General features: G+C 62.2%; 18 protein-coding genes and 1 pseudogene. 8 read left to right on the top strand and 11 right to left on the bottom strand.

The window, feature by feature from the left end; genetic code table 11:
- Positions 1–142: 142 nt before the first annotated feature.
- From ACQHI0_RS02810 to ACQHI0_RS02785, 6 genes are all read left to right on the top strand, one after another.
- A complete protein-coding gene (locus tag ACQHI0_RS02810) occupies positions 143–2,494 on the top strand; it encodes a protein kinase domain-containing protein (protein ID WP_427906367.1) in 2,352 nt (783 codons plus the stop codon).
- An 831-nt stretch (positions 2,495–3,325) separates the two neighbouring features.
- Positions 3,326–4,144 (top strand): SDR family oxidoreductase, encoded by an 819-nt coding sequence (locus ACQHI0_RS02805; protein ID WP_427906366.1) that lies wholly within the window; start codon positions 3,326–3,328, stop codon positions 4,142–4,144.
- Positions 4,145–4,202: 58 nt separating this feature from the next.
- Positions 4,203–4,790 carry a hypothetical protein gene (locus tag ACQHI0_RS02800; protein ID WP_427906365.1) on the top strand — a complete coding sequence of 196 codons (588 nt, stop codon included), beginning with the start codon at positions 4,203–4,205 and terminating at the stop codon, positions 4,788–4,790.
- A gap of 19 nt (positions 4,791–4,809) precedes the next feature.
- Complete coding sequence (locus ACQHI0_RS02795; protein WP_427906364.1) at positions 4,810–5,919, top strand: DUF4331 family protein; 1,110 nt, start codon at positions 4,810–4,812, stop codon at positions 5,917–5,919.
- Positions 5,920–5,958: 39 nt separating this feature from the next.
- The gene (locus tag ACQHI0_RS02790; RefSeq protein WP_427906363.1) at positions 5,959–7,275 is read left to right on the top strand and encodes a Dyp-type peroxidase; all 1,317 of its coding nucleotides are present in this window, start codon (positions 5,959–5,961) and stop codon (positions 7,273–7,275) included.
- Positions 7,276–7,319: 44 nt separating this feature from the next.
- Positions 7,320–8,318: a tetratricopeptide repeat protein gene (locus ACQHI0_RS02785; protein ID WP_427906362.1), complete on the top strand. Its 999-nt coding sequence runs from the start codon at positions 7,320–7,322 to the stop codon at positions 8,316–8,318.
- A 345-nt stretch (positions 8,319–8,663) separates the two neighbouring features.
- Here ACQHI0_RS02785 and ACQHI0_RS02780 read toward each other — a convergent pair whose 3' ends face one another.
- From ACQHI0_RS02780 to ACQHI0_RS02770, 3 genes are all read right to left on the bottom strand, one after another.
- Positions 8,664–9,032 (bottom strand): hypothetical protein, encoded by a 369-nt coding sequence (locus ACQHI0_RS02780; RefSeq protein ID WP_427906361.1) that lies wholly within the window; start codon positions 9,030–9,032, stop codon positions 8,664–8,666.
- A gap of 199 nt (positions 9,033–9,231) precedes the next feature.
- Positions 9,232–9,642, bottom strand: a complete 411-nt coding sequence (locus ACQHI0_RS02775) for a hypothetical protein (protein WP_427906360.1) — start codon at positions 9,640–9,642, stop codon at positions 9,232–9,234.
- A 2,147-nt stretch (positions 9,643–11,789) separates the two neighbouring features.
- Positions 11,790–12,725, bottom strand: coding sequence for a radical SAM protein (locus tag ACQHI0_RS02770; protein ID WP_427906359.1), 936 nt, complete (start codon positions 12,723–12,725; stop codon positions 11,790–11,792).
- A 520-nt stretch (positions 12,726–13,245) separates the two neighbouring features.
- Here ACQHI0_RS02770 and ACQHI0_RS02765 point away from each other — a divergent pair.
- On the top strand, positions 13,246–14,547 hold the full coding sequence (locus ACQHI0_RS02765; protein ID WP_427906358.1) for a hypothetical protein: 1,302 nt from the start codon (positions 13,246–13,248) through the stop codon (positions 14,545–14,547).
- A gap of 588 nt (positions 14,548–15,135) precedes the next feature.
- On the opposite strand, the gene ACQHI0_RS02760 is transcribed toward ACQHI0_RS02765, so the two are convergent.
- The 7 genes from ACQHI0_RS02760 to ACQHI0_RS02730 form a co-directional block, all read right to left on the bottom strand.
- A complete protein-coding gene (locus ACQHI0_RS02760; protein WP_427906357.1) occupies positions 15,136–15,972 on the bottom strand; it encodes a tyrosine-type recombinase/integrase in 837 nt (278 codons plus the stop codon).
- Positions 15,973–16,169: 197 nt separating this feature from the next.
- Positions 16,170–16,532 carry a hypothetical protein gene (locus ACQHI0_RS02755; RefSeq protein ID WP_427906356.1) on the bottom strand — a complete coding sequence of 121 codons (363 nt, stop codon included), beginning with the start codon at positions 16,530–16,532 and terminating at the stop codon, positions 16,170–16,172.
- Positions 16,533–16,561: 29 nt separating this feature from the next.
- Positions 16,562–17,074, bottom strand: a complete 513-nt coding sequence (locus ACQHI0_RS02750) for a hypothetical protein (RefSeq protein ID WP_427906355.1) — start codon at positions 17,072–17,074, stop codon at positions 16,562–16,564.
- A gap of 12 nt (positions 17,075–17,086) precedes the next feature.
- On the bottom strand, positions 17,087–20,572 hold the full coding sequence (locus ACQHI0_RS02745; protein ID WP_427909061.1) for an RHS repeat-associated core domain-containing protein: 3,486 nt from the start codon (positions 20,570–20,572) through the stop codon (positions 17,087–17,089).
- Positions 20,545–22,515 (bottom strand): putative T7SS-secreted protein, encoded by a 1,971-nt coding sequence (locus ACQHI0_RS02740; RefSeq protein ID WP_427906354.1) that lies wholly within the window; start codon positions 22,513–22,515, stop codon positions 20,545–20,547. Before ACQHI0_RS02740 ends, ACQHI0_RS02745 begins: the two co-directional genes overlap by 28 nt.
- A 3-nt stretch (positions 22,516–22,518) precedes the next feature.
- Positions 22,519–23,142, bottom strand: a complete 624-nt coding sequence (locus ACQHI0_RS02735; RefSeq protein WP_427906353.1) for a hypothetical protein — start codon at positions 23,140–23,142, stop codon at positions 22,519–22,521.
- A complete protein-coding gene (locus ACQHI0_RS02730) occupies positions 23,142–23,543 on the bottom strand; it encodes a hypothetical protein (RefSeq protein ID WP_427906352.1) in 402 nt (133 codons plus the stop codon). Before ACQHI0_RS02730 ends, ACQHI0_RS02735 begins: the two co-directional genes overlap by 1 nt.
- A 270-nt stretch (positions 23,544–23,813) precedes the next feature.
- Here ACQHI0_RS02730 and ACQHI0_RS02725 point away from each other — a divergent pair.
- Positions 23,814–24,057, top strand: a pseudogene (locus ACQHI0_RS02725) (DDE-type integrase/transposase/recombinase); the annotation flags it as partial.
- A 15-nt stretch (positions 24,058–24,072) separates the two neighbouring features.
- Here ACQHI0_RS02725 and ACQHI0_RS02720 read toward each other — a convergent pair.
- Positions 24,073–24,597: a hypothetical protein gene (locus ACQHI0_RS02720; RefSeq protein ID WP_427909395.1), complete on the bottom strand. Its 525-nt coding sequence runs from the start codon at positions 24,595–24,597 to the stop codon at positions 24,073–24,075.
- Positions 24,598–25,023: the final 426 nt, after the last annotated feature.

Here is a 25,023-nt window from a genome sequence, read left to right as displayed (position 1 = left end):
AAGTGGGTTGCAGCACAACACTCCTGACAGCGGCGATCCAGCACAAGAACGCAACTCCCCAGCTCCTCGGGCGACGCAGTTGCCTACGAGCCATGAGTACGGTGTGATCTTCTCACTATCGTGTATCGGAGAGGATCGAACGTTGGGGGCATTGGGTCCGGGGTCGGTGTTCGCCGGCTACACCATCGAACGCTTACTCGGGGTCGGTGGCATGGGCGAGGTCTACACCGCCCGACATCCACGACTACCCCGCTTCGACGCGGTGAAGGTGCTTGCCGCGCAGTTCACCCGCGACGACTCGTACCGGCGCCGCTTCGAACGCGAGGCCGACCTCGCCGCGTCCCTCTCACATCCCGGCATCGTCAGCGTCCACGACCGTGGGGAAGCTGACGGGCGGTTGTGGATCGCGTTGGAGCTGATCGACGGCGTCGATCTATCAGCGTTTCGCACCAGCTCGCCGGGCGGGTTACCCGGTACCGAGGTGGCACGCGCGATCGCGGAAATCGCCGATGCGCTCGACTACGCCGGGGCTCGCGGGTTGGTCCATCGCGACGTGAAACCTGCCAACATCCTGCTTGCCAGGACCGGCCACTACCTGCTGACCGACTTCGGAATCGCACGGTCGGTCCCGGAGAACTCCGACCTCACCGGGACCGGCCTGACCATCGGCACCATCGCCTATGCCTCGCCCGAGCAGATGCAGGGACTGGCGGTCGAGCCGCGATCGGACCAGTATGCACTGGCCGCCACCGCCTTCGATCTCCTGACCGGTATGCAGCCGTTCACCGGCACCAACCCCGTAGCGGTGATCATGGCGCACGCCCAGCAGCCGGTCCCGAGTGTGCGAGTGCGTCGGCCCGATCTCGCGCCACAAGTCGATGCGGTGCTCGCACGAGCGATGGCGAAGAGCCCGACGGATCGTTTTCCCACCAGCAGAGACTTCGCGACCGCGCTCGGTCAAGCGCTCGCCCTGCCCGCGCAGCGACGGCGATCATCAGGTGCGACGGCCGACCGCTACGCAGCCACCGTCGCCAACCCGGTGCCTGGCGGCCACGGACCACATCGTCCGGCCCCGCCGATGCGGCCGGGGCGTGCGGGGTCACCAACGACTAGGCGCCGTCGGATACCGCTGCTCATCGGAGCACCGGCAGCCGCAATATTGGCGATCGTCGCCGTGATCGGTGTCCGCGCGTTGATGCCCGACGCCGGTGCCGAGGAAGCCGCGCGACTGCCCCGTCAGCCCGTGACGCCGATGCTGCCCTCGCTCGACAAGCGGCCCGACACCCCGGTCTGGACACTGCCGGAAATTCCTGGCCCTCCCGGCTCCAAGCCGGATGGTGTATCAGCACTCGGCGGCGATTCCGACATCGTTCTCTTCAGCCGCAAAGTCCGCCTGGCCGACGCCAACACCATCGAGTTCCTCGACATCATCGATGCGAACACCGGTCAGCTGCGAGCAGACACCGAGCCCATCGCGATGGACACGAAACCACGAACCCTCGGACGCTGTGTCGTCAGCGCGAATCATGGGGCAGCTGCCTGCCATCTCGACGGGGCCTCCGACGCGGTGGTGGTCATCGACCTCGCGGCAAGCCGGGTCATCGAAACCTTTGCCGCTGTAGACGAGATCGACAGCCTGACCGCCGCGGGTGGGCGTTTCGTCTTCGTGGACAGGCCGGGTCATCGCCTGGCACCGTCGCTTCGATCGATCGGCGAGGACGGCCGGGAACTTCCAGCGATCAGCTGGCCAGATGCCGATCCGGATCCATCGTCGCAGGATCCGCCGTATTCGATCGAGGTCTTCGGCTTGGTCCGCCTGGCCATGGTCACCTCCGCTCCGGATCCATCGCAACCGTTGTCGAAGGGGGTATTCCGGGTGATCCGGCTCGAAGACGGTAAGGAGGTGTTCCGCCGCGACACCGTCGAGATGATCCGTAGCACCGACTGGAACGTCTTCATCGACGGATTCGTCGTCTCCGACGGCGAATCACCGACCGGGATCTACAACCGTGACGGTGCTAGGACCGCGGACCTACCGAAAGGCTGGCGGCCGAGCCTGCACTCGACAAACGTATCCAAGCCGGGGCCGGTGGAGACTTCGGTGCCGACCGCCATCCAGACCGACGGCAACAAAACAACATACGCGGGGATCAGCCCGCGCAACGGGACCGTCCTGTGGGAGCGGCAGTCATTCGGTGCCGATGACCAACCCGAGCTACTCCTGTTACGCGGTATCGGAACCCTGATCATGACCTCCGACTCGGGCCGTGTGGTAGATGCCTACACAGGCGAGTACGTGATCCCCGGCGTCGTCGCGAAAGGCACCGAGCTCGGCACCGATGGCAGTCGGATCGCCGTCGCCAACGACGTGTCCACTTCGAACAAGCAACTCGAAGTGTGGAGCAGCGACGGCGAAGTCTGGGAGATCAAGAGCAACTACTTGGCTGTGTCGGTCGGCGGCAAGGTCTTCCTCGGAAACGTGCGGCTCATCTGATCACATGTGGGTGTACCCCAACGCAACACTCGACTGCGGTCCCCGCCAGGGTTTCACGGTTGCGCGTTGCCGAAACCGCAAGCACCATAACCCAACATTTCAAGCCTCTACATTTTGCAGATCATTGCGGCTACCCAGCGGAAGGGCATTCACTACGCAGGAGGCCTACAATCTGAAAAGATAATCGATTCAGCATGCGCAAGATGTTATTCATGAATCACACCGCACAGCCACCGTAATCAGCAGTGGCACGGGTGACACCGAGATTTCCTCGGCGATGGCGACCGCGATCGGGACGACGATCAGGGCTGTCGCTGTGTTGCTGATGAGCTGGCCCAATATGACATCGAACTGACCGCCACCGGCGGCGAAGTCGGCAACGGGTTCGCCGCACCGGTCAACGGGCTCTACGGGACCCAGGACCTTGCAACAGGATTCGTCGACCCCCGACAACGTCGGTCGGCTCTTCGGCTCGATTCGACCACCGGTCAACCGCTGAACATCGACGGCAATCATGGATGCCATATAGTTGCCGAACGCTGAACCAGTCGAACGATAGCCATTCAGACGGGCTCAACCACCTTGAATCCAGACGGTATCACTCACATGGTGAACCCTCTGGCTCATTCACACGACAACGCCCGCCTAACACGCCTCTGTGCAGGCAGTCGTGTCGGTTACCATCACTGAGCAGGGCACGCCGCGTGTACCTGATCCGACCCGGAGCGACCACCGGCTCCGCTAGAATCTCGATCGAGAGTCGCTCGAATCGCACGTTGATACTGATTGCCATCGGATCGCTGTGAAGGTCGACTGAAGGGTTGATGGTGCGTGAAGCCGCGAACAGTTTTGATCACGGGAGCCGGTTCTGGATTCGGGCGTGGTGCGGCGTTGATCCTGGCAGCGCGCGGCCACGATGTGATCGCGTCAGTGCGCAACGACGCTCAGCGGCAAGACCTCGAGACCCAAGCACAAGCCGAAGGTCTGTCGCTACGCGTTCCGGTCCTGGAATTGACTTCGGAGTCTGATCGCGATGCCGCGCTCGGCTGGAATATCGACGTTTTGGTCAACAATGCCGCGATAGGCGCGGGCGGCCCGATCTCCGAGATTCCATTACAGCGGGTCCGGGAGGTGTTCGAGGTCAATGTGTTTGCCACGCTGGCGCTGACCCAGCCGATCGCCGCTCAAATGGTGGAGCGCGGCCGCGGTCGAATTGTGTTCGTGTCCTCGATCGCCGGCCTCACCGCGGGCGCGTACCTCGGCGCGTACGCCTCGTCCAAACACGCGCTCGAAGCGATCGCGGAGTCGATGGCCGATGAGCTCGCCCCGCACGGAATTCAGGTCGCTACCCTCAATCCCGGCCCGTTCGCGACCGGGTTCAACGACGCGATGATTGCGAGTATCGACGAGTGGTTCTCCACTGAGCAGAACTTCACCCGCCCCGAAGACCTGGCCTCGCTGAAGGAACGATTCGCGAACCAGTTTCCTCCCGACTCGTTGATCGAAGAGATGGTCGGGTTGGTCGAAGCCGACTCCGGCCCTTACCGCACGATCGACCCCGCGCAATCGGCGGAGCTGGTGCGCTCACGTCAGGAACGGGCATGGACGCGACAACAATCACCCGCGGTGTTCGGTGAGGGGCCCGCCTGACTTCACCGATTCGATGTCCACAACCTTCTAGCTCTTCGATCGATCGAGAGGACACATCATGGCTGACCAATCGACGTCCGAGCAGGCAACCGAAGCACCCCGGCCGGGTCGGCGCCAAGGTGCCACCGGCGAACTGACAACCTTCTGGCACGTCAAGCCCGGCCACGAGAAGCAGATCCGCTCAGCCCTGGAAACCCTCGACACATGGCCGATCGAGGAGAAGACCTTTGCTGGTGAACTGATCGGCACACTGCACGACCGCCGTTGGGTGCTCTTCGACGACGACACCCGAATGATGTTCTCCACCAACTACGACGGCGAGTGGGTGCCCTATATCGAGGCGTTCGCCGAGCACAACGCCGCAGCGTTCGAGATGATCTTCAACCATATCGAGGGGTGGCCAGAGCTCGGTCTCCAAGACCCGGGCGTGTTCGAGTTCATCCTCGCCCATCAGGCCACCGCGATCGAGTACATGCGTTTCTACGACGGCACGGTCCAGGAAATCCGCAAGGCACTGTCCGTGCACCACGCCTTCGACCGGTTGATCGATTCGCCGGCCTTCCAGGCCGCGATACGCGATCCGAAGTACGCGGACATGATCACGACCTCCGAGTTCCAAGCCCTGCTCGACCACGCGGCCGACTGAGCTCGAAACCGGAGATTCCATGTCTGATCATCTGTCTTCTCCGCGTGCAGTAGCCGACCCGGCCTCCGACATCTGCGACCTCTACGCGTTCCCGAGCCCTCGCCAGGCCGGTCGCCTGGTCCTGGTGATGACGGTCTTTCCTCGAGCCAGTGCGACGGCGGCGTTTTCCGACGCGATGATCTGCCGATTCCGGTTGCGCCCAGTGCAGATCGCCGCGACGGGGATCGATGCTCGATTCGATGTCGGCCCCGCCGATACCGAGGTCGTCTTCGACTGCACGTTCGACAGCACTGACGACACCGGCACCCAACACAGCACGTGCACAACACCGGACGGAATCGGCCTGCACGTGACTGTCGACGACCGAGCCGGCGTCACCGACGCCGGAGTCAGCTACTTCGCTGGACCGGCCTCGGACCCGTTCATCTTCCAGATCGAATCCATCATGGAAACCATCACCACTGGCCAGATGGCTTTCGGCAAATACACCACCAACACGATGCAGGACGCCGACGTGCTCGCGGTGGTCGTCGAGATCGACTGCCAACGGTGGCTACCGGGACACCAACTGTGGGCGCTGGTGGGTGAAACGCTCGCCGCCGGGCCGCGGCCGGTTCGCCTCGAACGTGTCGGCCGACCCGAGATCAAGAACATCGGCTTGCAGTGGAACGGCAACGACCCGGTCAACCGCGACATCGATGTGCGCGACGTCTACAACGACGAAGACGCCTTCGCACTCCGCGAGACCTACCGCAACGCATTTCGCGAACGGCTCAGCGCGAATCTCCGATTCTACGATCGGCTCGACCACGACATCGCCTGGCCCGCAGACGAACACGGCGTCCACCCGCTGACCGATCTGCTGTTGGACGACTATCTCGTCGTCGATGTCAGCAAACCGTTCGCCGAGGACAGTTGGTCGGAGATCGAACAATCCATGCTGGCGGGGCGGCCCTACACCAGTTGCGGTGGGCGGGCACTCAACGACGACTTCCTCGACACCTACTACACATGGTTCATCAACGGCGGCAACGGACCTCGTATCAGCGACGGGGTCGACCAGGCGACCGTCCCTGCCGGCACCGAATTCCCTTACCTCGCCCCACCGAACAGCCGGCGAACCGCGTAGGACACACACCGAGCACACCACGGCACCGAAGGATCTCGCATGAGCGGTCTGGAACTGCACGACATCCAGGGCGGCGTTCTCCACCCGCTGCCCATCCCCTACGCCGGAACTGTCGACCTGTTCAGAATCGACGACCCGCAGGCAGGCCGGGCGTGGCTGCGACGATTGATCCCGTTGTTACGTAACGCGCTCGACCCCACCGACGCCGACGCCGACGTCTGGCTCAGTGTGTCGTTCACCGTGGGAGGGTTACGCGCGCTCGGAGTGCCGAGCACGTCGATCGACAGCTTCGCACCCGAGTTCCGGGAAGGGATGCGCGCGCGGTCGGCGATCTTGCACGATACCGGCGAAAGCGCTCCGGAGAACTGGGAGGAGCCGCTGGGCAGCAGCGATATTCACGTGGCGCTCAGCGCGATGGCACCCGATACTCGTCGACGCGACGAATTGGTTGCCCGCGAGGAGCGGATCACCGCAGACACCCCGGGCGTCACGCTGGTCTACCGGCAGGACTCACGTTCCTCCAACGGCCGTGAAGCATTCGGGTACGCCGACAACATCAGTCAGCCGCCCGTCGAGGGCAGTGGACTCCCGAACACCAATCCGGCCGAGAAGCCGCTCGCAGCAGGTGAATTCATCCTCGGCTACCCCACCGAGTCCGGTCGGCTCGAGCCGGTGCCCCAGCCGGAGGAACTCGGCCGCAACGGCACCTATCTGGTCCTGCGGAAGCTCCAGCAACGCGTACCTCAGTTCCGTCGATACCTGCACGACAATACCACCGATGCCGCTGACGAAGAACTTCTCGCCGCCAAGATCATGGGCCGCTGGCGCAGCGGCGCTCCCCTCGAGCTGGCGCCAGACCTCGATGATCCCGTCCTCGGAGCCGACCCGACCCGCAACAACGCCTTCGGCTATCGCGCCGAAGACGCTCGGGGTTTCGACTGTCCCCTCGGCTCGCACATCCGGCGGATGAACCCGCGTGACGGACAGATTTTCGGAGATCCGCGCAGCCACCGGATCATTCGCCGCGAAGCCAGCTACGGACCGCCCCTGCCCGAGGGGCTCGTCGACGACGGTGCCGACCGCGGCATGATGTTCGGCTGTATCGGGTCCTCGTTGCGGCGCCAGTTCGAGTTCGTGCAAGAAGAATGGATCAACAGCGGAATCTTCATCGGCCACAACGGTGAACGGGATCCGCTGTTGGGCGCCAACGCCGGGCACGGCACGTTCACCATCCCCGAACGACCTATTCGACGCCGACTCTCCGATATCCCGACTTTCGTCGTCACCCGAGGTGGCGACTACTTCTTCATGCCCAGCCTCACCGCGCTGCGCTGGATCACCGAGTTGGCGATTTGATGTCACCGGCCGCACCCCTCGTCACTACCGCCGGACACCTTGCGGTGCGCAACCTTTCCGCCCAGATCCAGGGGCGACGACGAGCCCGACCCGCCACCGATGTCGACCGAGCCGCATTGATCGAGTTCCTCGTGCTGCGGGGGCACACGCTGGGACTGATCGCCGACACCCAATCCGCAGCCGCCGAGGCTGACTCATTCGTCATCGACCAGCCGAATTCCGCCCACGCCCATGTGGCTCGGGCACACACGCTGGCGACGTTTCACCGATTCAGCGACGCAAACGAGCATTTCGAGCGGGCGCTGAGCCTCGGCGCCGACACCGACAGCGTCCATTCCGAGCAAGCAGCGTTGCTCGAGGCGATCGGCGACTACGACCGCGCGGAGCCGCTGCGCCGCGCCGCGTTCACCAAGAACAACGGCTTCGCCGCCACCGCCGGACTTGCCGCCCACCATGCCGCTCGAGGCGATCTCGAGACTGCGGAATCGCACTACGACCGTGCCCGAGAACTCTTCCGAGGCCTGTCCCCTTTTCCGTTGGCCACCTTGGATTTCCATCGTGGCCACCTTTGGCTCTCCGCCGGTGAACACGAACGAGCAGCAGAATGGTTCACCCGATCGGTGCGCCGACTGCCCGAATACCTACCCGCACAAGGCCATCTGGCAGCCGCTGAAGTCTGCCTCGGCAACACCGATTCCGCGATCACGCGCCTTCGCCACGCCGTCACCGTCAGCGACGACCCGGAATACGCCGGCCAACTCGCCCAGTTGCTGATCCACTCCGACAGCGAGGAAGCAAGAATGCTGCGCGAGGGGGCCGACGCCCGCTACGAACAGCTACTGCGTAGCCATCCAGAAGCCTTCGCCGACCATGCCGCCGCCCTGTGGTTGTCGGACAATTCCGACCCAGAACGTGTCCTCCAGTTGGCCAGGCTCAACTACCGGATTCGCCCCACCCAACGAGCGGCCGACCTGTTGAGGCAAGCAATCGACGCGGTCTGTCCACGGGCTGCATCCGAGCGTGTCGAGCGGCACGCATATTGACAACAAGAAACTAAACGGTTGGGGCATACAGCGTGCGCGGCGCATGGAAGTAGCCACGAACCCGGTCGTCCAAATGACGAATCTCACCGACGTCACCGTCCGCCTACAGCCGAAAATCGGCTTCAATCACCAATTGCCCGTCCGATAACCGCAGGTCGTCTGCGTTCCCATGTTCGATGTGCCCCGCCGAGGAAACGAACCTGCGACAGTCAGTTCGGCAGGATCGCCGGATGCACATCCGTTGGCCCCGACCGGCCCTACCAACGCACGCGGTGTCTTCACGCGAAGAAGCCAGACCGCTACGGCAGCAACCGATTTGACCCATTCCAAAGTTACACCAAAAATTCACAGCGATTGTCGATGATCGTCCGAGACCGAACGTGCATCACACCTTGGAATCGCCGCAGGTATCTGCATCGGGTGCACTCCTACTACCGCGGCGAGGTCGCGAAGTTGAAGGTCGGCGACCTCGCCGTAGGAGTCGTACTGGGCCTGCAGCATCACCAGCTGCACCTCGACCGGAATCTGTTCACCGACCTGCGAACCGTAAGGCGGGGGCTCCTGCCCTTTCCACGGTGACCACCGCGAGTGGATGTCGTACTCGGTCATCTCCGAAAGTCGTTGCAGTAGATCGCGGCAGGCGACGGGCGAGGCGGACACGGTGTCGAAACACCGGTGGTAATCAGGGGGTTCCATCTGGATGTGGTCGCTCATGGCTCACCGCTTCCGGGACTCCGCCCGAGAGCGAAGGGAACGAGCCTACTCTCGCAGCCGACTGAGGCAGTCTGCTTCGGCATCCCCAGTTTTCGGGGGATCCGGACCGACAAGACACCCGACGAGGTCGGTCTGCCCGGTGCGAGCGAAGTTCGGTAGACAGTCGTTTCCCGAACGCCACGAACGTAGCCCTACGTGGTCAGCGAGTAGGCTCCCACACCTGCCCGGTGAAGCTCCCGGCGCTGAACCTGTCCGAGGAGACAGTCAACGAGCCGATCGTGATCTGGCCAACTCGAGTCTTGTTGGAATTCTTCGGATCCTTCACGCGCAAGCACAACTCGCTGCCCGCCTTCAGCTCCGTCCACTTGATCTGAGTTCGGGAATACGACTGGCTCCTACAGGTCTGATAGGTCGCGCTCACACCGTCTGCGAGCAACACCATCTGGATACCGCCGAGGTGATCGTTGTTCACCGACAGGTAATTGATGTCAAACGGCCACGACTCACCGACCCAGGGGTTCTTATCGAGATTCAACATCCTGCTAATCGTTTGAGAATCACTGAAGGTTCCCGTGGAGAAGGGAAGAGGTGAGTCCGGCTCAGACTGCACACTCTCCACTGTGGTTGACGGCGATACCGAGGTGTCGCTCTGACCCGTTGACGTCGGCAATGGAGCGGTACTGGTGGGCTCCGAAGAAGACGCTGCGTTGCCGCTGGCTTCCTTGTTGTCAGATCCGAATGGCCCGAAGAGCGCAACTACCGCGACAAGAACACCGACGAGAGTGCCAACACTACCGATAATTGTTGCCCGCTCTACGAACGTTGCGCCGCTCCAGCCTCCAGACCCTCCACTGCTACCAGCACCGGTTCCAGATCCGCTTGGATTTCCGCCCCCGAGCGGTCCGCCTGCTGACGACATCGTGTGCCCCCCTGCCTGTTTCATGCGACTCGAGCGCTCGTATGGCGCCGACGACCAATCTAGCTCGAAGTTCCCGACCGCAGGCAACTCTCCGGAGGGCTACGTCTTCGCAGTGGGCACGACATGACTTCGCCTGGAAACAGCGAGGTCCTCAGCTTGCCTCCACCCGAGACCGTCTAAGGGCGACGGCCGTCGGAGGTTCAGATCCTCGACGAGAGCGGCAGCGGCCTTACACGCTTCCATCAAGCGCCTACTACTACGCGCCTGCGACGCAAAGGAACTCTGCGACCGCAGACGACTGCAGGTAGCCAAGCAACTCGTGCCGGATAACCCGAACAACGCTCGCGCCAAGGCCCGAGTGAAAGTTCGCAATGTCTACGAACTGATCAACGACGCGACACTGCCAGAGTCGGCCACCGATGACACGGACGCCGAGTATCCGAGCGCCGCCGACAAGCAAGAGCCGTGCCGAAACCCCGCACACTACGACGACGTAGACCGGGATCTTCACGCTCCAAGCAGGACTGAGAAGACATAGCTCGCCGCCGAGTAGCCAATGAGGCGTTGCGGCCACCACAGGTCAGGAGGCGGCGCGGCGTGACCCCGTGGAGCCTGCCGGGGCCACCAGCGGCACGATCAGCTGTCCCTGCCGAGTCCCTTCTGCAAAACCGCCGACGAGTCAGGAGCCAGTTCCGCCGACGCGATGTAATGCCGCTCCGCAATCGCCTCCCGGGACTGCCCAGTTGCTTGGCCGCAGTCTTCGCATCCGCCCCCTCGGCGATCAGGGTGGCGACCGTTCTCCGGAACGTGTACTGAGTGACGTCCTTGTACGGAGTGCCGCGAGCGTCGCGCCAGGTGCGGTTGAACCAGGTGCGGTTGAAGTTGTGTGGATCGCGTAGCACACGGACGGGGTTCTCGGGCAGAGCGCCGTACCGAACTGCAAGCCCCATGATTCCGGTGAGGATCGTCTTGTGGCGGCGGGCCTTCGGTATCAGCCCTGCTGCTGCGACGGCCTGGATGTGTTCGTCGAGTCGGCCTGCGTCTGCCTCCCATACCCGGAGATTTCCCAGGGCGGGGCGAAGCTGCGCTAATGGACCCGCACGACCAGTACTCGCGGCGAACGACAGAGGGTTCCGCTGACCCTATGACGCCCCTGGGGGTGGGGCGTGGCCGCAGCACGATCGAATCACCATGGCGGGCAACATGATCGCGATCAGATCGCTGTACATCGGGCTCCTCTGGGGAGGTATCCGCCGCGGGTGGGCGTGGGCCCGCACGGCGCTGCTGCTATCCGGACTAACACCGGTCCAAGGTCGGGCAAAAGAACCGATCTGGGGACACCTTCTTCAACGACCCGACCGAAGTGAGTGGTGTGAGTCCGCGGGCACCTCACACCATCACGTACCTCTATCCGTTCCGCTGTGGGTTAGGGGCGCCCCGGCTTGTTGCATGACAACCAGTAGTTGTTTGTTGCGTTAGTTGTGTACCAACGAGTCGTCGTGTCAGTGTTCGGGTGGTAGTCGCTATGACTGTAGGTGGCAAAGATGCTCGGCATTGCGAATGGATTGTTGATGTCCTCTATAGAGCGCCAGCTGTAGTTGCGCGCCTCACAGTCAGAGTTTGAGGGAGGACCTTCCGCGTGTGCGGCTCCCGCAGTTCCGAGCAGCGCCGCGCACGCAAACAGCAGGCCCAAACCCATCCTGGTGGGGGTTCGACCGATACGACCGATCATTGTTGACACTGAGTTCTCCTTCGTTCGTGCCATTTCCAGATTTCGCAACGAACCGGGAGTCTTAAGACCCGGATTCGGAGTGTTCATGCTGTTCCGTCGCAATTTCTCAGTACTGACCACCGCGCGGCCTACAGACGAACTGGCCAGGAACACAGCGCGGATCGCAGCCGGGGTGACAGACCGGACTACAATTCGGCCCGCAACTCCCGTCCCGGTGGCTGTGGTTCTCCATGGTCGCGTTCCCGATGGCGGTCCTGGCGGTAGCCAGTTGTGGGCTGTCGATGACCTGTCGCAAGCTGGACTTCAGCACATCACCCACCTGGAGGGACCTGGTAAAGACGCACGGGCGCACCGCGCCATCCGGATACACAGCAAGGACATCGCCGGCGCATTGGCCGCAGAGTTCTTCGAGAGGCGTGTCCGCCTCCGTATTTGCCCGACCAGCCCGTCGGACGTGATCGACATCGATGTACTGGACTCCCAGATCGGTCAGGAGTTGACGGGCTTCGTCGATCCGCTGGTCCTCGAGTACCGACACCATGCCGACCCGAACGGGAATGCCGAGCGCAATTGCCTTGCTGATGTTGTCGGTGGTTCGTTTGTGCGCCAAGGCATTTCCGGTGATCAGCGTATGCTGCTCCGGTTGATCGGTGTAGTAACTGGTCGCCAGACGGACCCTGTACTCGACTAGGGTGTCCCAGATGTCGGCGCGTATGCGAACCAGATTCGAGTAGACTTCTGTAGCGATCCCACGAGAGGACGCGTGACGGATGAGTTCCGGGAGCGCTGGATAAAGGGTCGGTTCGCCGCCGATGAACTGAATGTCGCGGACACCCATGTCGGCTGCGTCATCGATGACCGACAGCCAGTCACTCGTCGTCATCGTACCGTGCGATTTGGTGGGTCCGCTGTCGGCGTAGCAGTGCGTGCAATTGAGCTGGCAGCGCCCCGTCAGCTCCAGCCAGAGAAATGTGATGCCACGCTTCGGCGCGGGTTTCTCTGCTGGCAATGGATGAATATCGAATCCAGTGCGAATTGTCATCGCTTCTCCGTAAGAGTTTGATTGACTTCTTGGATCGGTTCTAGGGCAGTGAGAATCGAGTGAGTGGACCATACGTTTGACTCGATGTCGACATCGAAAGCTCCCGCATGTGGATCTACGTCGTGGATCATTTGCTACGCAAATGATTCCGATACGTCGGTGCCGCTATGACCGAGAGGCTGTTGTCGCTGCAGGCCGCCGTCACCTCCGTGCGGCGCTTTCGTACCGCCAGCCGTGTGTGGCTCGGATGTTCGCGAGCGACCGGGGGGCAGCCAGCTCACCTGACACACCGCCGGTGGGGACCTCTCGGTACGCAGACTCGGGCGAGATCACTGGTCATTGTCCATTCAGCGACTAGGACGGTCATGGGTGCCTCCGGTGTAGCTTCAGCAGCCTCGGTCGAAGCGGCGCCACTTCAGGACAGCTGAGCAACTGGGCCCCTGGCAACGCGTCCGCGCTATAGCGAGTTCGATCCCGTTTCGGCATCGCTGTTCGGTTCGATCGCGGGTATCGTCTCGATATGGCGGGTCGAGAATGGTGGGACACCGACCACTACCAGTGGGCGATACGGCACAGCCCGGGCCGGGCGGTCGCGGCGCTTCGCGATGCCGCGAAAGTTTCTCAGCACCAGCTCGCTGCGAGAATGAGCCGGGCGCAGTCGTGGATTGCGAAAGGCGAGAACGGCGATTCCGGGGCGTTCTTCGACATCCGCAAGTTGATCGCGGTGACAGACACTCTCGGCGTGCCCCCAGCGGCGCTGTTTCCGCTGCTACTGAACCTATCTACACACAACGAGGCAACGTCGGGCAAGAGGTCGGAGGGCCACGTCTCAGGAGGTGAAAGCGTGGACCGCAGAGATTTCGGGAAACTCGCTGTTTTCGGGGTGGCGGCGTCAATAATGTCGGTACCCGTATCCGGGGCCGTAGTCGGCATCGACGGTGTCGCGTTCTTCCGCAACGCGGTCGACGCGTTGAACACCGCCGACCAGCAGCACGGCTCAGGTCATGTCGGTGACTCAGCGATTGCGCAGTACCGCAGCGCCCGCGCACTTCTCGACAATGGCAGCTTCACCAATTCCACGGGGCTGCAGCTGGCCAGGGTGACCGGGGAGCTGGCAGAATGCGCGGGCTGGCTGGCGTATGACAACGGTGATCATGAGTTCGCACGCCGTTGCTACACCGAAGCGCTCACCCTCGCCGCGGAATCGGGTGACGACACCCTGATGATCCGGGTACTGCAATCAATGACGCGTCAATCGTGTCACTTGGGGCGTGCCCAGGAAGCGGTGCGGTTCAGTGGCCGCGCCGCCGATCTCACGCGCCGCGCGGAATCACCCCGGCTACACGCACTCGTCGCGGCTCGCGTTGCGATCTCGCACGCCGCAGCCCAGGACGCGCACGGGTTCGACCGTGCGATCGGGCAAGCATGGCGAGAAGTCGACCACGGCCTGGATAATAGTGACGACGTGTGGCTGCAGTTCGTCACCGTATCGGAAGTCCGCGCACACGAGGCGAAGGGCCGACGCTACCTGGGCCACCATGCATCTGCCGCGGACCTGTACCGAGCGATCGCCGACGGCAGCGACTCCTCACCGCGCGACCGGGTTACCTACCGCGCCTGCCTGGCCGCCTCCCTGGCTGGCCTGGGTGACAGATCCGCCGCCCTCGAAGAAGGCCTGACGACAGTAGACGTCCTGGAACAGCAAGTGCAGTCACGCCGCATCGTGCGCGAAATGCAACCCCTGCGAGCTCTCTGCGACATCGCGAAAGACGACGCGAGCATAGAGTTCCGCGAACGGTACGACACGCTCATCGCGAGTTGATTCACTACAATGCGGAGTTCTCCTCGCGCAACTTCTACGACGGGCGCTGGTACTTGCGCGATCCGGCCAGCGCAACCAAGTGGGAACCCCTGCCCGCCAGCTGTCTTCGACAAGCCCATACAGGACAACTCGATGCGTCTCGCCGCGGATTTCTGCGTGACGAACGGTTCGTCCCCAGCTCGTCCTCCGGCGCCGCAGTACCCCCTGCGCTCACGTTATTTGTCGAGACCGTCGTGGTTCGGGACCTGACAATTCAGCCAACGGAGGGAAACGGAATATGAGCTCAGCCGGGGATCGAACGAGTGGCGCTGTGCGGCAGATTTGACCCATCCCAAAAATATCCCAAGATTTCGGAATGACTGCGCGTGATCGACAGTGGACGCCAATGTATTATGTTTCGCTATATCCGCAGGTAGGTCGCGCGTGGTGACTGCCAGTGACCAGCTGTGACCACAGGAACAACCCGAACGAACAACGGCAGGTTTCTGGTTCGAGTCCAGATGGGGGAGCATCTACCAGGGCAAACGTCATCGTTTGACCCTGGTTTTCTGCTTTTCGGGGTCATCATGACACGGAAACGTCACACTTTCATCGTTTCAGCCGCTCCAAAGTCTCCGTGAAATCGGGAGCCTGAGTCGGTTGATCGATGTAGTGGCGGCGGGTCACCGCGTCGCCTGAGTGGCCGAGTTGGCGGGCTGCGTCCTCGGGGCTGTGCGCGGTCGCGATCATTGTGGCAACGGTCTTGCGGAAGGTCTTGGCCGTGATCCAGGCGAACTTCTCGCCCCGGGCCTGCTTCCACAAGCGGTTGAAGTTGTGCGGGTCCCAGATGCCTCCGTCGCGGTTGGGGAACACCAAGTCGAGATCGTTGGGAACCGCTTCGGATCGAACACGGCGCAGGGTCTCGACGACGAATGGCGGGATCAGTACTGTCCGATAGCCCGAATCGGTCTTGGTTCGTGGTTGGCGAATCAGACCCTTGCCTTTGAGACGAACGATTGTGCCCGCGAAGGTGATTCGCGGGGGCTGTGATTCGAGGTCGACTTCGGACCAGCGGAGTGCCAGGGTTTCGACCGGGCGTGGACCGGTACCGAGTTCGACGTCGACGACATCGAGGACTCGCTTGTTGCGCTTGGGACCGTACGTATAGCCCGCCGATCCGTCGAGTGGAGCGCCATTGACCCAATCGGTGAGCTGAGCCCGCAATTGGGCAAGGGTCGCCATGTCGGCGGAACGGGGCTTGGTGTGTTTGCGCGGGAGGTCGGCGACCTCACGGACGGGGTTGCGGTCGATCGCGTCATGCCGGACGGCCATCCCCATCATCTCTGACAGGATGACTCGCTGACGGCGCGCCTTCTCGCGGTGGCCGTTGAGCGCGATGCGCTTGATATGGGCATCCAGCCGCGAGGTCGAGGGGGAGTTGACCACATGAAACCGCCTGACAACTATGAGACCGCCATTTCATTTCGGGAAAGGTACACGTACGACTTCCAGTCGGATCTACGCGCCTGTACGTGTTTACCGACTTGAATCCGCGGATGTCCGAAGCGACCGCTCGGCGCTACCTCTATGCTCGGTATGGTGGTGTGCCGATTCTAAACGGAGCTGAGCTTCGCCACCTGTAACTATTCGGCGCCGGTTGCCGGGCTCCGCTCACCGAACATTCGCATCCAGTGCAGGACTTTGGAGGTTTCACGACTAGCGAGCAGGAAGGCATGACAGTCATCATGATCAGCTACGTCTATCATCAGCAGCTCATCGTTCGGATAGTCGGCAAGGAAATCTACCAACTCTTCTGTTGACTCCAAGAGAACAGGGTTTCCGCGTGCATGCTTCAACCTTCTCTTATAGATACGAAAAAGAATTGACCTCGACACAGGCAGCATACTTATTTCGTTTGCGTTGCGCACTTTGCTGAACAGGCTCGGCGCTACGGTACCTCGGGAAATCGCCTCCGCGACTAGACCTTCCAAGGCCTTCTTATCCATTGGGACGGCCCCTTGAGACCTTGAGACTGTCAGGTTTCCTCTACCCAAACGGCGGCATCTTCCATGCACAGGGGATCTACCCGTTCGGCGCCGGAGACATATAACGCCCACAGCAGTTCCTCATGCGGAATGTGTGCCTCACCAAGAGTGTCAACCCATACAGCCACGCCATCGGCTCGCACTGTAACGTCCCACCAAGTCCACGCACGCAGGTCCGGGTCGAAAGTGTAGATCCACTCTTCCGGATCCCAGATATCACCCAGGCCTGTATCGACGTAGTTCCGAGCGCCCTCGCTGCTCGCTACGTCCGCTGTCGTTCGAAACCATTCAGGCAACGAGTCGAGAGCAATGTCCGAATCCTCGTCAAAATTCACACTCTGAGCGATGCCGACGGCGGCAGAAATCAGTGTTCGCAATCGTTCAATATACAACTCAGGACTCACAGCTGGATGTACCAAGAACACCGCCAAGATCGCAGTAGGCTTGGTCAACGGATGCGAAGAAATCCTAGCAAGCTCATCCGAATTGCCACGTTCACCCATTGTCGACTCCTGTCACAGAATTCTGCCACTACCAGGTATTATCGCGTCCATTAGACCTGAAATGTAGCCGCCAGGCAACCCGTACAGACCGGGGGCATCGGAACGATCCGGCGCCGACTTCCTCGCTAGATTCCATTCCCGTCGCGTGCCTGGCCAATCGGATGGCATTCGCTGCGGCAGTGAGTCGGCGGCGATTCCATCTACGTAGGATCGCGGAACATCAAAAGCTACGATTTGATTGCCTTTAAAACCGAGACTATGCGAAGGATCTCCAGTCATGTTCAAATAGAGTTGACCGGAGCCCGAATGCGTTACCCCGCCAGCGGCATCCACGTCGAGCCGAAGAGTTTGAGGCACATTCGTATCTTGCGTCCGATATACCGTGACCTTTTCGCACTCATCCGGCATTAGCCCGAGCGGGTCAGCCCACCGGGTTGGGTTGGAGACGTAATTGCTCGGGTTGTCGGCTGCCGACAACCCGAGCGGATCAGAAGTCAGATATCTTCCGGTGGTCGGATCGTACATTCGGAATACGTTGTAGTGCAGTCCCGTTTCGTCATCGAATATCTGACCTGGATAGCGCAGTGGAGTCGCCCCCTGCCCGCGCCACTCCGTTTCGCCCCACAGTTCAGTGTGGGCACTCGCTTGTATACGGCCAGTGTGAACGTCGACGAGCTCGGTCGGTAAGCCGACACGATCGCTGAGGATCGCCAAGACTGCAGAGTCTGCAGTCTGGACAATTGGCGTAGTCGAACTCGGCAAGTACTGCCATCGAAGCGTTGCCTTCTCATTCGATTCCTCAATAAGCGAGGCATCATCCCAGATGTGATCGATTCGCTTGATTGCAGATTCGTCAACAATCAGCTGCTTGCTAGTGCGGCGCCCAAATGCGTCATACGTGTATTTCCACCATTCGCAGTTCGGCGTATAAACGTCACAGAGTTGATCGAAGGCGTTGTAACGGTAATGCCAAACAGCCGGTTTGCGGGAAATTCTCGTGGTGACTTTACGGATGAGACGACCCGCAGGGTCGTAGTAGTAGTGGTTCCGGCCGTCTTTGACTAGGAGGTTGCTAAGATATTCGCGGCCTTCCCGTCGGACGGCTGTGGTCGGAGGTTTCGTGGACCCATCCGACGTAGGGAGGCTGGTAGTGATGTTGGAGAGAGAGTCGTATTCATATGCTTCAGTGAGCATGTCGTTCCGCGTGATGGTGTTGACGCGGCCGATGGGGTCGAGGGTGTATATGGAATGAGAGACATCGGTCTCGGGGCGAATCGTGGTGTGGTGGGTGAGAAAGCCGTCGGGTCGGTAGGCATACTCGTCGCGGCGGATAGCGAACGGGTCGGGGCGGGCAGTTGGGGTATCGCCGAAGTCAAGGGAGAAGGTAGCGGCGGGGAAGCCGGTGACGTCTTGGGTCGCGAGATAGCCGTTGGGGGCGAAGGCTCGGTCAATTTGCACTTCGCCGACCCGCCAGCCAGTGAGCCGACCAGCGCGGTTGTGGCTGAACGAGATCCCGATGTCGTCGACGTCCATCGCCGTGACTTGACCGAGTGCATTGTGGCGCCAGGTAGTGACCGAACTGGTCGGGCTAGTGCGCCGGATTCGCCGCCCGCGGTGGTCGTAGTCGTTGACCATTGGCGGTTGTTCGTCGAGTTTCTGTGTCGCGACGTGACCGGTTGGTGTGTAGGTGAATTCGAGGGTGTGGGTGGGGGTCTCGTCGGTGCCATTGGTGGCTGTGAGGACTCGGCCCGCGAGGTCGTGAGTGTAGGCGAGGTACTCACCGGAGTCTGCCGTGATGGACGTGAGATTGCCGAGGATGTCGTGGCGGTGATGGCGGGTGATTCCGGTCGCTGGTGTGACGGTCGCGACGCGACCGGTGACCGTGTGGGTATATGTGGTTGTGGCGCCGGTGTAATCAGTCTCTGACACCAAGCGCCCGGCGAGGTTGTAATCGTAGGTCCAGCGTTGGCCCAGTGGGTTGATGACGGAAGTCAGCTGGCGTTCCGTGTTGTACAGGTATCGAGTGGTCGAACCGTCAGGGTCGGTTCGGGCGGTGACCGTGTCGAAGCCACCGTATGTGTAGGTGGTGACGCCGCCGTTGCGATTGGTGTGAGTGAGGAGGTTGTTTTCGCCGTCGTAAGTCCAGGACTCTGCGAATCCGTCGGGATCGACACGACGAGCGGTTCGTCCTTCAGGCGTCCACTCGTAACGGGTGGCATGTCCGAGGGGATCGGTCACCTCCGCAGTGCGGCCGAAAGGGTCTCGACGGATTGCCGTAGTTGCACCGTATGGGTCTGTCACCGCGATGGGGAGACCTGCGCCATCGACCTCGATACGGGTGATCGCCCCATCCGGGTCACGGATCTCGGTGATCGCGCCACACGCGCTATGGATGTACTCGGTTCGGGCGCCCGCGGGGTCAGTGACAGCAACGAGATTGCCTGCTTTGTTCCATTCCCGAATTGCGGTTGTGCCATCTGGGTTGGTGACGGTGGCGGGGCGGTTTGTGTAGGCGTAGTCGATGCGGATTTCAGTGCCGTCAGGGCGGGTGATCGTCGCCACGTTGCCGTTGTCGGTGTAGGCGTAGCGGGTGACCGCGCCGTCGGGTTCGGTCACAGCCAGTGGTTTGCGGGCAGCGTTGTAGTCGATGTGGCGGCGGCCGCCGTCGGCATCGCGCAAGTCGCGCAGGCGGAGGTCATTGTCGAACCCGAATCCCGTGACCCCACCGCGGGAATCGGTGAGACGGGTGAGGCGGCCGGTTTCGTTACCTAGTTCGAGGTATTCGAAGTCCGCGTTCATAACACCGTCGAGGCCGCGTTGCGCGATGACGCGGGAGGATTCGTCGTAGGTGTTAGCGACCCAGCTGCCGTTGGAATCGGTCCACGACAGCATTCGATTCTCAGCGTCGTAGGCGAAGCGGGTGGTACCCCCGACGCCATTGACCACGGTGGTCAGCTCGCCGTGTTCGTAGCCGAATTCGCGGACACGGGTGAGAGTCTCGCAACCGTTCACCTCACCAGCGACCGAGATTGCTGTCACGCGTCCGTCCGCGGTGCCGAGCACGACGCGGTAGCCACCGGAGTGGGTGACTTCGGTCGGGTCACCGTTGGTGTTGTAGTGGAACCTGATTCGGTTGTGGTGTCGGTCGGTGATCGCGGAGATCGCGAAATTGCCGAGGAGAGTATCCAGTCCGTCGAGGGCTGGTTCGGGAGCGAAGTGCCAGACCAGCTCTCGGTCGGGATCCCAGAGTCGGTAGCCGCCGACGTCGGTGCGGGTCAGTTTCCAGCGCTGGCCGCCGGTAATCGGTTCGACTCCCACGCCGACTTCCGCGTGCGGGTATGGCAGCAACATTCCATCTTCGAAAACAACAGTGACACAGTTCTGTTCGACGACCACGCGCATGTCGAGCGTGGCCGACCAGGATGGTCCGAACCAGCGCCCGAACCGGTAGTTGGAATGGTGGGCCCGCTTCAGTGCCAGGTGGAGGATGCCCGGCAGGTCGAGATCTGTGAACGGGAGCAGGAATTCACCGGTGGCGGCGTTGACTGGGTCACGGCATTCGGTGGTCTGATCTCGGGTGGAGTCGGTCTCGGGTGGATTCTTCTGGGCCGTATCGCCGACGCCTTCTTGCCCGTTTCCGCCAGCATCGGTCTGGGCGCGGGTTCGGGTCCGTTGCCGTTCTGATCGGGAGTGCTGGCATCCCCGTTGTGGCTGCCCGGGTTGGTCCCGTCGTCGCCGTCGCCGTCGAGATTTCCGCTGTTGTCGGGCGCGGGTTTGCCGGACTCGGTGTCGGAGGGTCCGTTGTCACCGTCTTGGTGGGTCGGGGAGTCGTCGTTCTGATTCGGGTTCGGGGAGGAATCGTTTCCGTCGGGCGAGCGTGTGGCAGGGGTTTCCGGGCTCGGCTCGGTCTTATCGGTATCGGCAGTCGGCTTGTCCGATGATGGTTCATCGGTGCCGTTCGGTGGCGGTGTGTTCTCGGGAGACTCGGGCGCGTTGTTGTTCGGGACCACAGAATCGTTGTCCGGATTTCGCGGGGTCTCAGGGGCCGATTCAGGGTTCGGATTAGGAGATTCCGACGGAGTACCGGCTGTATTGGTCGGCGCGGCCTCTCCCCCTTGCCCGCTCGGGTTCGCCGTCGGCGCATCGGGTGTGGTGGAAGGTGGATTCGGCGCGGGCGAATCACCGGCGTTCCCTGCGGGATTCGTGGCCGGCGACGAGGGACTGTCCGGCACGCTCGCCGGCTGGGTCGGGGCGCTGGGCGGCTCAGGCGCATTTCTGCCTGCGGAACCGGCAGCGTTGTCGAGAACGTTGCGCCCAGTATTGGCTGCTCCGATGACATCGTCAGCCCGATTCGCCACCGTAGCAGCAGCTTTCGCCGCGCCACCAGCACCACCGGTCGCCAGCGTGGTCAACGCGTCACCGGTCAGCGCACCCAACGCCTCAGACGGATTGGTTTTGAACCCCGCGAGCATCGCCGACGCAGTCGCTTTCGGATCCGCCGCCGCGAGCACCATCCCAGTGCTCATATCCGACATCTTCGACAAATAGTCGGCCGGATGGGTCATGTTGTAGATATCGAACGGGTTGATCGCCCGCACGAACTGCACCATCCCGGTCAACGAAGTCAACAACCCGGACGAGAAATTCAACCTCGCGTGATCCAACGCGGCACTCAAGTCTTCGAAATTGCTTCCCCACCGCGACAGGAACGGTGGCTCGGTCGGTGCGGTCTCGGTCGCGGCGGTGATCGCGGCGACCGCGGTGTTGGCCGCGTTATCGCGTTGGGTACGAGCACCATTGAGAATCGCACGAGCCTCGTTGCGGATGTCAGTCCAGGTGTCGGTGAGGTTCTTACCCTTACGCTGCTCGTCGGTTTGAGCATTCCACGCGTTCTTACGGTCCCGCTCCTCGCGATCGGCGGCTTCCCATTTCGCGATCGCGTCTGCGGCCTTGGCTTGGGCTGCGGTGACCTCGTGGAACCAGGCATCCAGCGCGCGCTTGGCGTTGCCCATCGCGTCGGCGCCGTCCCACCACAGCTTCGGCTGTTTGGCGAACTCCTCGTGAAACGCCGAGGACGCATCACCGGACCAATCGGCGACATCGATCTTGCGGAGCGCGTCACCGGTTTGGTCGATCGCGGTCCCGATCTTGCCCAGGTGCTCGCTGACCTCAGAGATCTTGGCCGGCTCGCCCCGGATCAGTTCCTTGGGATCAGTGGTTTCGCCGAGTTGCTTCTCCGGCACCGCGCCACCGGTCGCGTCGACGACCTTGTCGCCGAGATCATCGAGCCAGCTCGACAACCCGTCAGCGCCAACAGCTTTCGCGACCTTGGACTCGGCATCGAGGACGGTGTTGTAAGCCTGACCGACCTTCTCGGTCGCGGTTTCCAGCCCGTCTTCGATCTTGTCGCCGACACTGTTGATGAAGTCCCCGAGACCCACGAACTATTTCCCCCCACGAGCCGCGAGTTGTGCTTGTTGAATCTCGGCTGCCTTCGCCGCTGCCCCGGTATCGGCCAGGAACATGTCCCCGAGGCCAGATTGTTCGGGCACGTCATCAGAGGCCAGATACTGCCCGACCTGGCCCAACATCGACACGTTGTCACCCATATGCGAGAACGCCTTACCGAATGATTCCGCGCTGTACTCGGGTTGTCTGGCGGTATTGAAGTTGCTGTTGTCCCAAACCTGGCCCCAGTCCATCGCCTCGATGTCGGCCTTTCCCAGGTGAGGGTTGCCCGCCAGGTGGGTGAACATCTGCTTGAAGGTGTTTGAGATCTGCTCATCCATCTCGTTGTAGCGGCCCGCCGACAAATCAAGCACTTTGGCGATCTCGTTACCCGACTGCACCAGAGCGCGCACGCCCCACGACCAGCGTTCAGTGAAGGTTTCGAAGCACGTTTGGACGTTGCCGGTCCCTGCCTCCATCGCCGACATCGTCAACTGCGCGAACCCGCGCCCGACCGCGCCGGTCTCGCCGACACCCAGCTCCGAAAGCTCGCTGATGATGGCGTTGATGCCGGTCGCGGCTTGCGTCAGCAGGGCCGGGTCGACATTGAGATCGGCCATCAGCCGTGTTCGCCATCCGTCGATGGTTCGTCCGCGATCTCCGGTGGGAACGCCATCGGCGCCGCACCGAGCATGTCGACAGCGACACCGGTCGGCTCCGGTAGATCCGCGGCGAACTCCCGCAACCGCCGCCCCAGAAAGGTATGAAACCGGTAGGTCTGATCGGCACCGACACCCCGCGCGGTCATGAACCGTGCGTATTCCTGCACTCCGGTGAACGCGCACAACCACGCCAGCCCCCCGGACTCGATCGTGAACACCCGGTCCTCGGGCCCGATCAACGGCACCAACAGCGCTGACGACTCGAACGCCGCCGACAGCTCACTCGGCACCCCGAACCCGGCATAGAACGCGGCGATCTCCGACTTCAACCGCGCAGAATCGACATCGACAACCGACATGTCCGCTGACACCCTCCCCTCGGACACCATTCCGTAAGCCACAATAACGAACGTGCCGAAGGTGGTCCAAGACCGAGAATCCAACGTCACATCCCCGCGGAGGCTAGCCAGCGAGGCACCAACGGACCCATACGCGCACGTCGAGGGGATAATCAAGAGCCGACCTACGACGGGAGCCGAACCCAGATGAGCGAGCTTGACGAATGGGTAGGACACCGCTCCACCACGCTGCCAGGGACGGCGACCAAAGCCGCCAATAGACGCAGCGTAAAGGCCGGATACGTCTACTTGCTCTGCGGTCGACGGCTACTCCCGACTCGCCTACACCGCAGCCCTCAGTGATGAAAAAGCCTCGACGGCAGCAGGGTTCATAGATCGCGTACGAGCGTTCTTCCATGTACACGGGACCGTCTACCTGAAGCGGATCGTCACCGACAACCACGCTTGCTATCGAGCTGCCGAATTCGCCACGGTCTTATTGGGCGCACGCCACCAGCGGATCAGGCCCTACTCCAGCGCGGAACCGCGATCACTTCGGCAGGACCGAATCAACGTACGCACCCGCGTACGCACCCGCGGCGCCGCCGGCCGCCGCGCCCAATGCGACGCCCGCCGCTGCCGCGGGGAGCAGGAACAATGCCCCGCCAGCCGCCATGCCGACGCCAAGACCGATCGCACCGCCGACCAAGCAGCCCGGGCCGGGGGCGACGGTGCAGCCGATCGCGCCGCCGATGAGACCGCCGGCGATCGAGGTCGCCATGAATGGAACGCCACCGATCACGGCACCCGCGCCCCCACCGAGCCCACCACCGAGCAAGGCACCCTCGACCGCTCCGAAAGTCACGGCATCGCTGGTCGGACGGCCGTCTACGAACGGGTCAGGGATCCCAGGAACAGGCGGCAGAACTAGGGCGGGCTGGCCGACCGCAGCGGCCGAGGCCTGCACCGGCGCCGATTCCAAGGGTGCTGCCGAGGCGATCCCCACAGCGGCCGTCCCGACGGCAATCGGAAGCGCGAGCACCATTGCCCGCCGGCCCCAGGTCGAAATGATCACAAGAATTCCTTCCAGCGGCCACCCGCGCGCTCGGCGAGCAGGCCTGTCAATGAGTCGACTCCCTTCGCCCCGTGGACACTCCAGCACATTGGCAGCAATCCACACAATTTTCCCTACCAGCACCTATCTATGCAGGTAAGGACTGTATATGGTGCCGGCCCGGCGGCGAGCGGGCGATCTGCAACCCACTCACGGCGAATACCACGTCATCGATGTGTCCAGCGTCACCGCATCAGTAGACCGGCGACGACGAGCTCCCCGACCTCTAGACAGACAACCCCTCATCGGAAGGAATCGGATGACTCAACCCGCGTACCGATGCCACAATCATCGTCATGCGCGACCACATCCACTACGGCGCCCCGAGCACCGCGGTGGCATCGACCAAGACCTGCGCGGCCAGATCTTCGCGGGCAGGCACGTTCG

This window comes from Nocardia sp. FBN12 (genome assembly GCF_050320175.1).
Taxonomy (GTDB): Bacteria; Actinomycetota; Actinomycetes; order Mycobacteriales; family Mycobacteriaceae; genus Nocardia.
Note: the sequence above shows the minus strand (reverse complement) of the source record. Positions and strands in the feature narration are given on the sequence as shown.

Bases quoted from the DNA above. Each gene is read 5' to 3' on its own strand.
- ACQHI0_RS02735 (WP_427906353.1), bottom strand. From the start codon at position 23,142: ATGGCCGATCTCAATGTCGACCCGGCCCTGCTGACGCAAGCCGCGACC.
- ACQHI0_RS02790 (WP_427906363.1), top strand. From the start codon at position 5,959: ATGAGCGGTCTGGAACTGCACGACATCCAGGGCGGCGTTCTCCACCCG.
- ACQHI0_RS02730 (WP_427906352.1), bottom strand. From the start codon at position 23,543: ATGTCGGTTGTCGATGTCGATTCTGCGCGGTTGAAGTCGGAGATCGCC.
- ACQHI0_RS02800 (WP_427906365.1), top strand. From the start codon at position 4,203: ATGGCTGACCAATCGACGTCCGAGCAGGCAACCGAAGCACCCCGGCCG.
- ACQHI0_RS02755 (WP_427906356.1), bottom strand. From the start codon at position 16,532: ATGGATAAGAAGGCCTTGGAAGGTCTAGTCGCGGAGGCGATTTCCCGA.
- ACQHI0_RS02770 (WP_427906359.1), bottom strand. From the start codon at position 12,725: ATGACAATTCGCACTGGATTCGATATTCATCCATTGCCAGCAGAGAAA.
- ACQHI0_RS02765 (WP_427906358.1), top strand. From the start codon at position 13,246: ATGGCGGGTCGAGAATGGTGGGACACCGACCACTACCAGTGGGCGATA.
- ACQHI0_RS02795 (WP_427906364.1), top strand. From the start codon at position 4,810: ATGTCTGATCATCTGTCTTCTCCGCGTGCAGTAGCCGACCCGGCCTCC.
- ACQHI0_RS02750 (WP_427906355.1), bottom strand. From the start codon at position 17,074: ATGGGTGAACGTGGCAATTCGGATGAGCTTGCTAGGATTTCTTCGCAT.
- ACQHI0_RS02780 (WP_427906361.1), bottom strand. From the start codon at position 9,032: ATGAGCGACCACATCCAGATGGAACCCCCTGATTACCACCGGTGTTTC.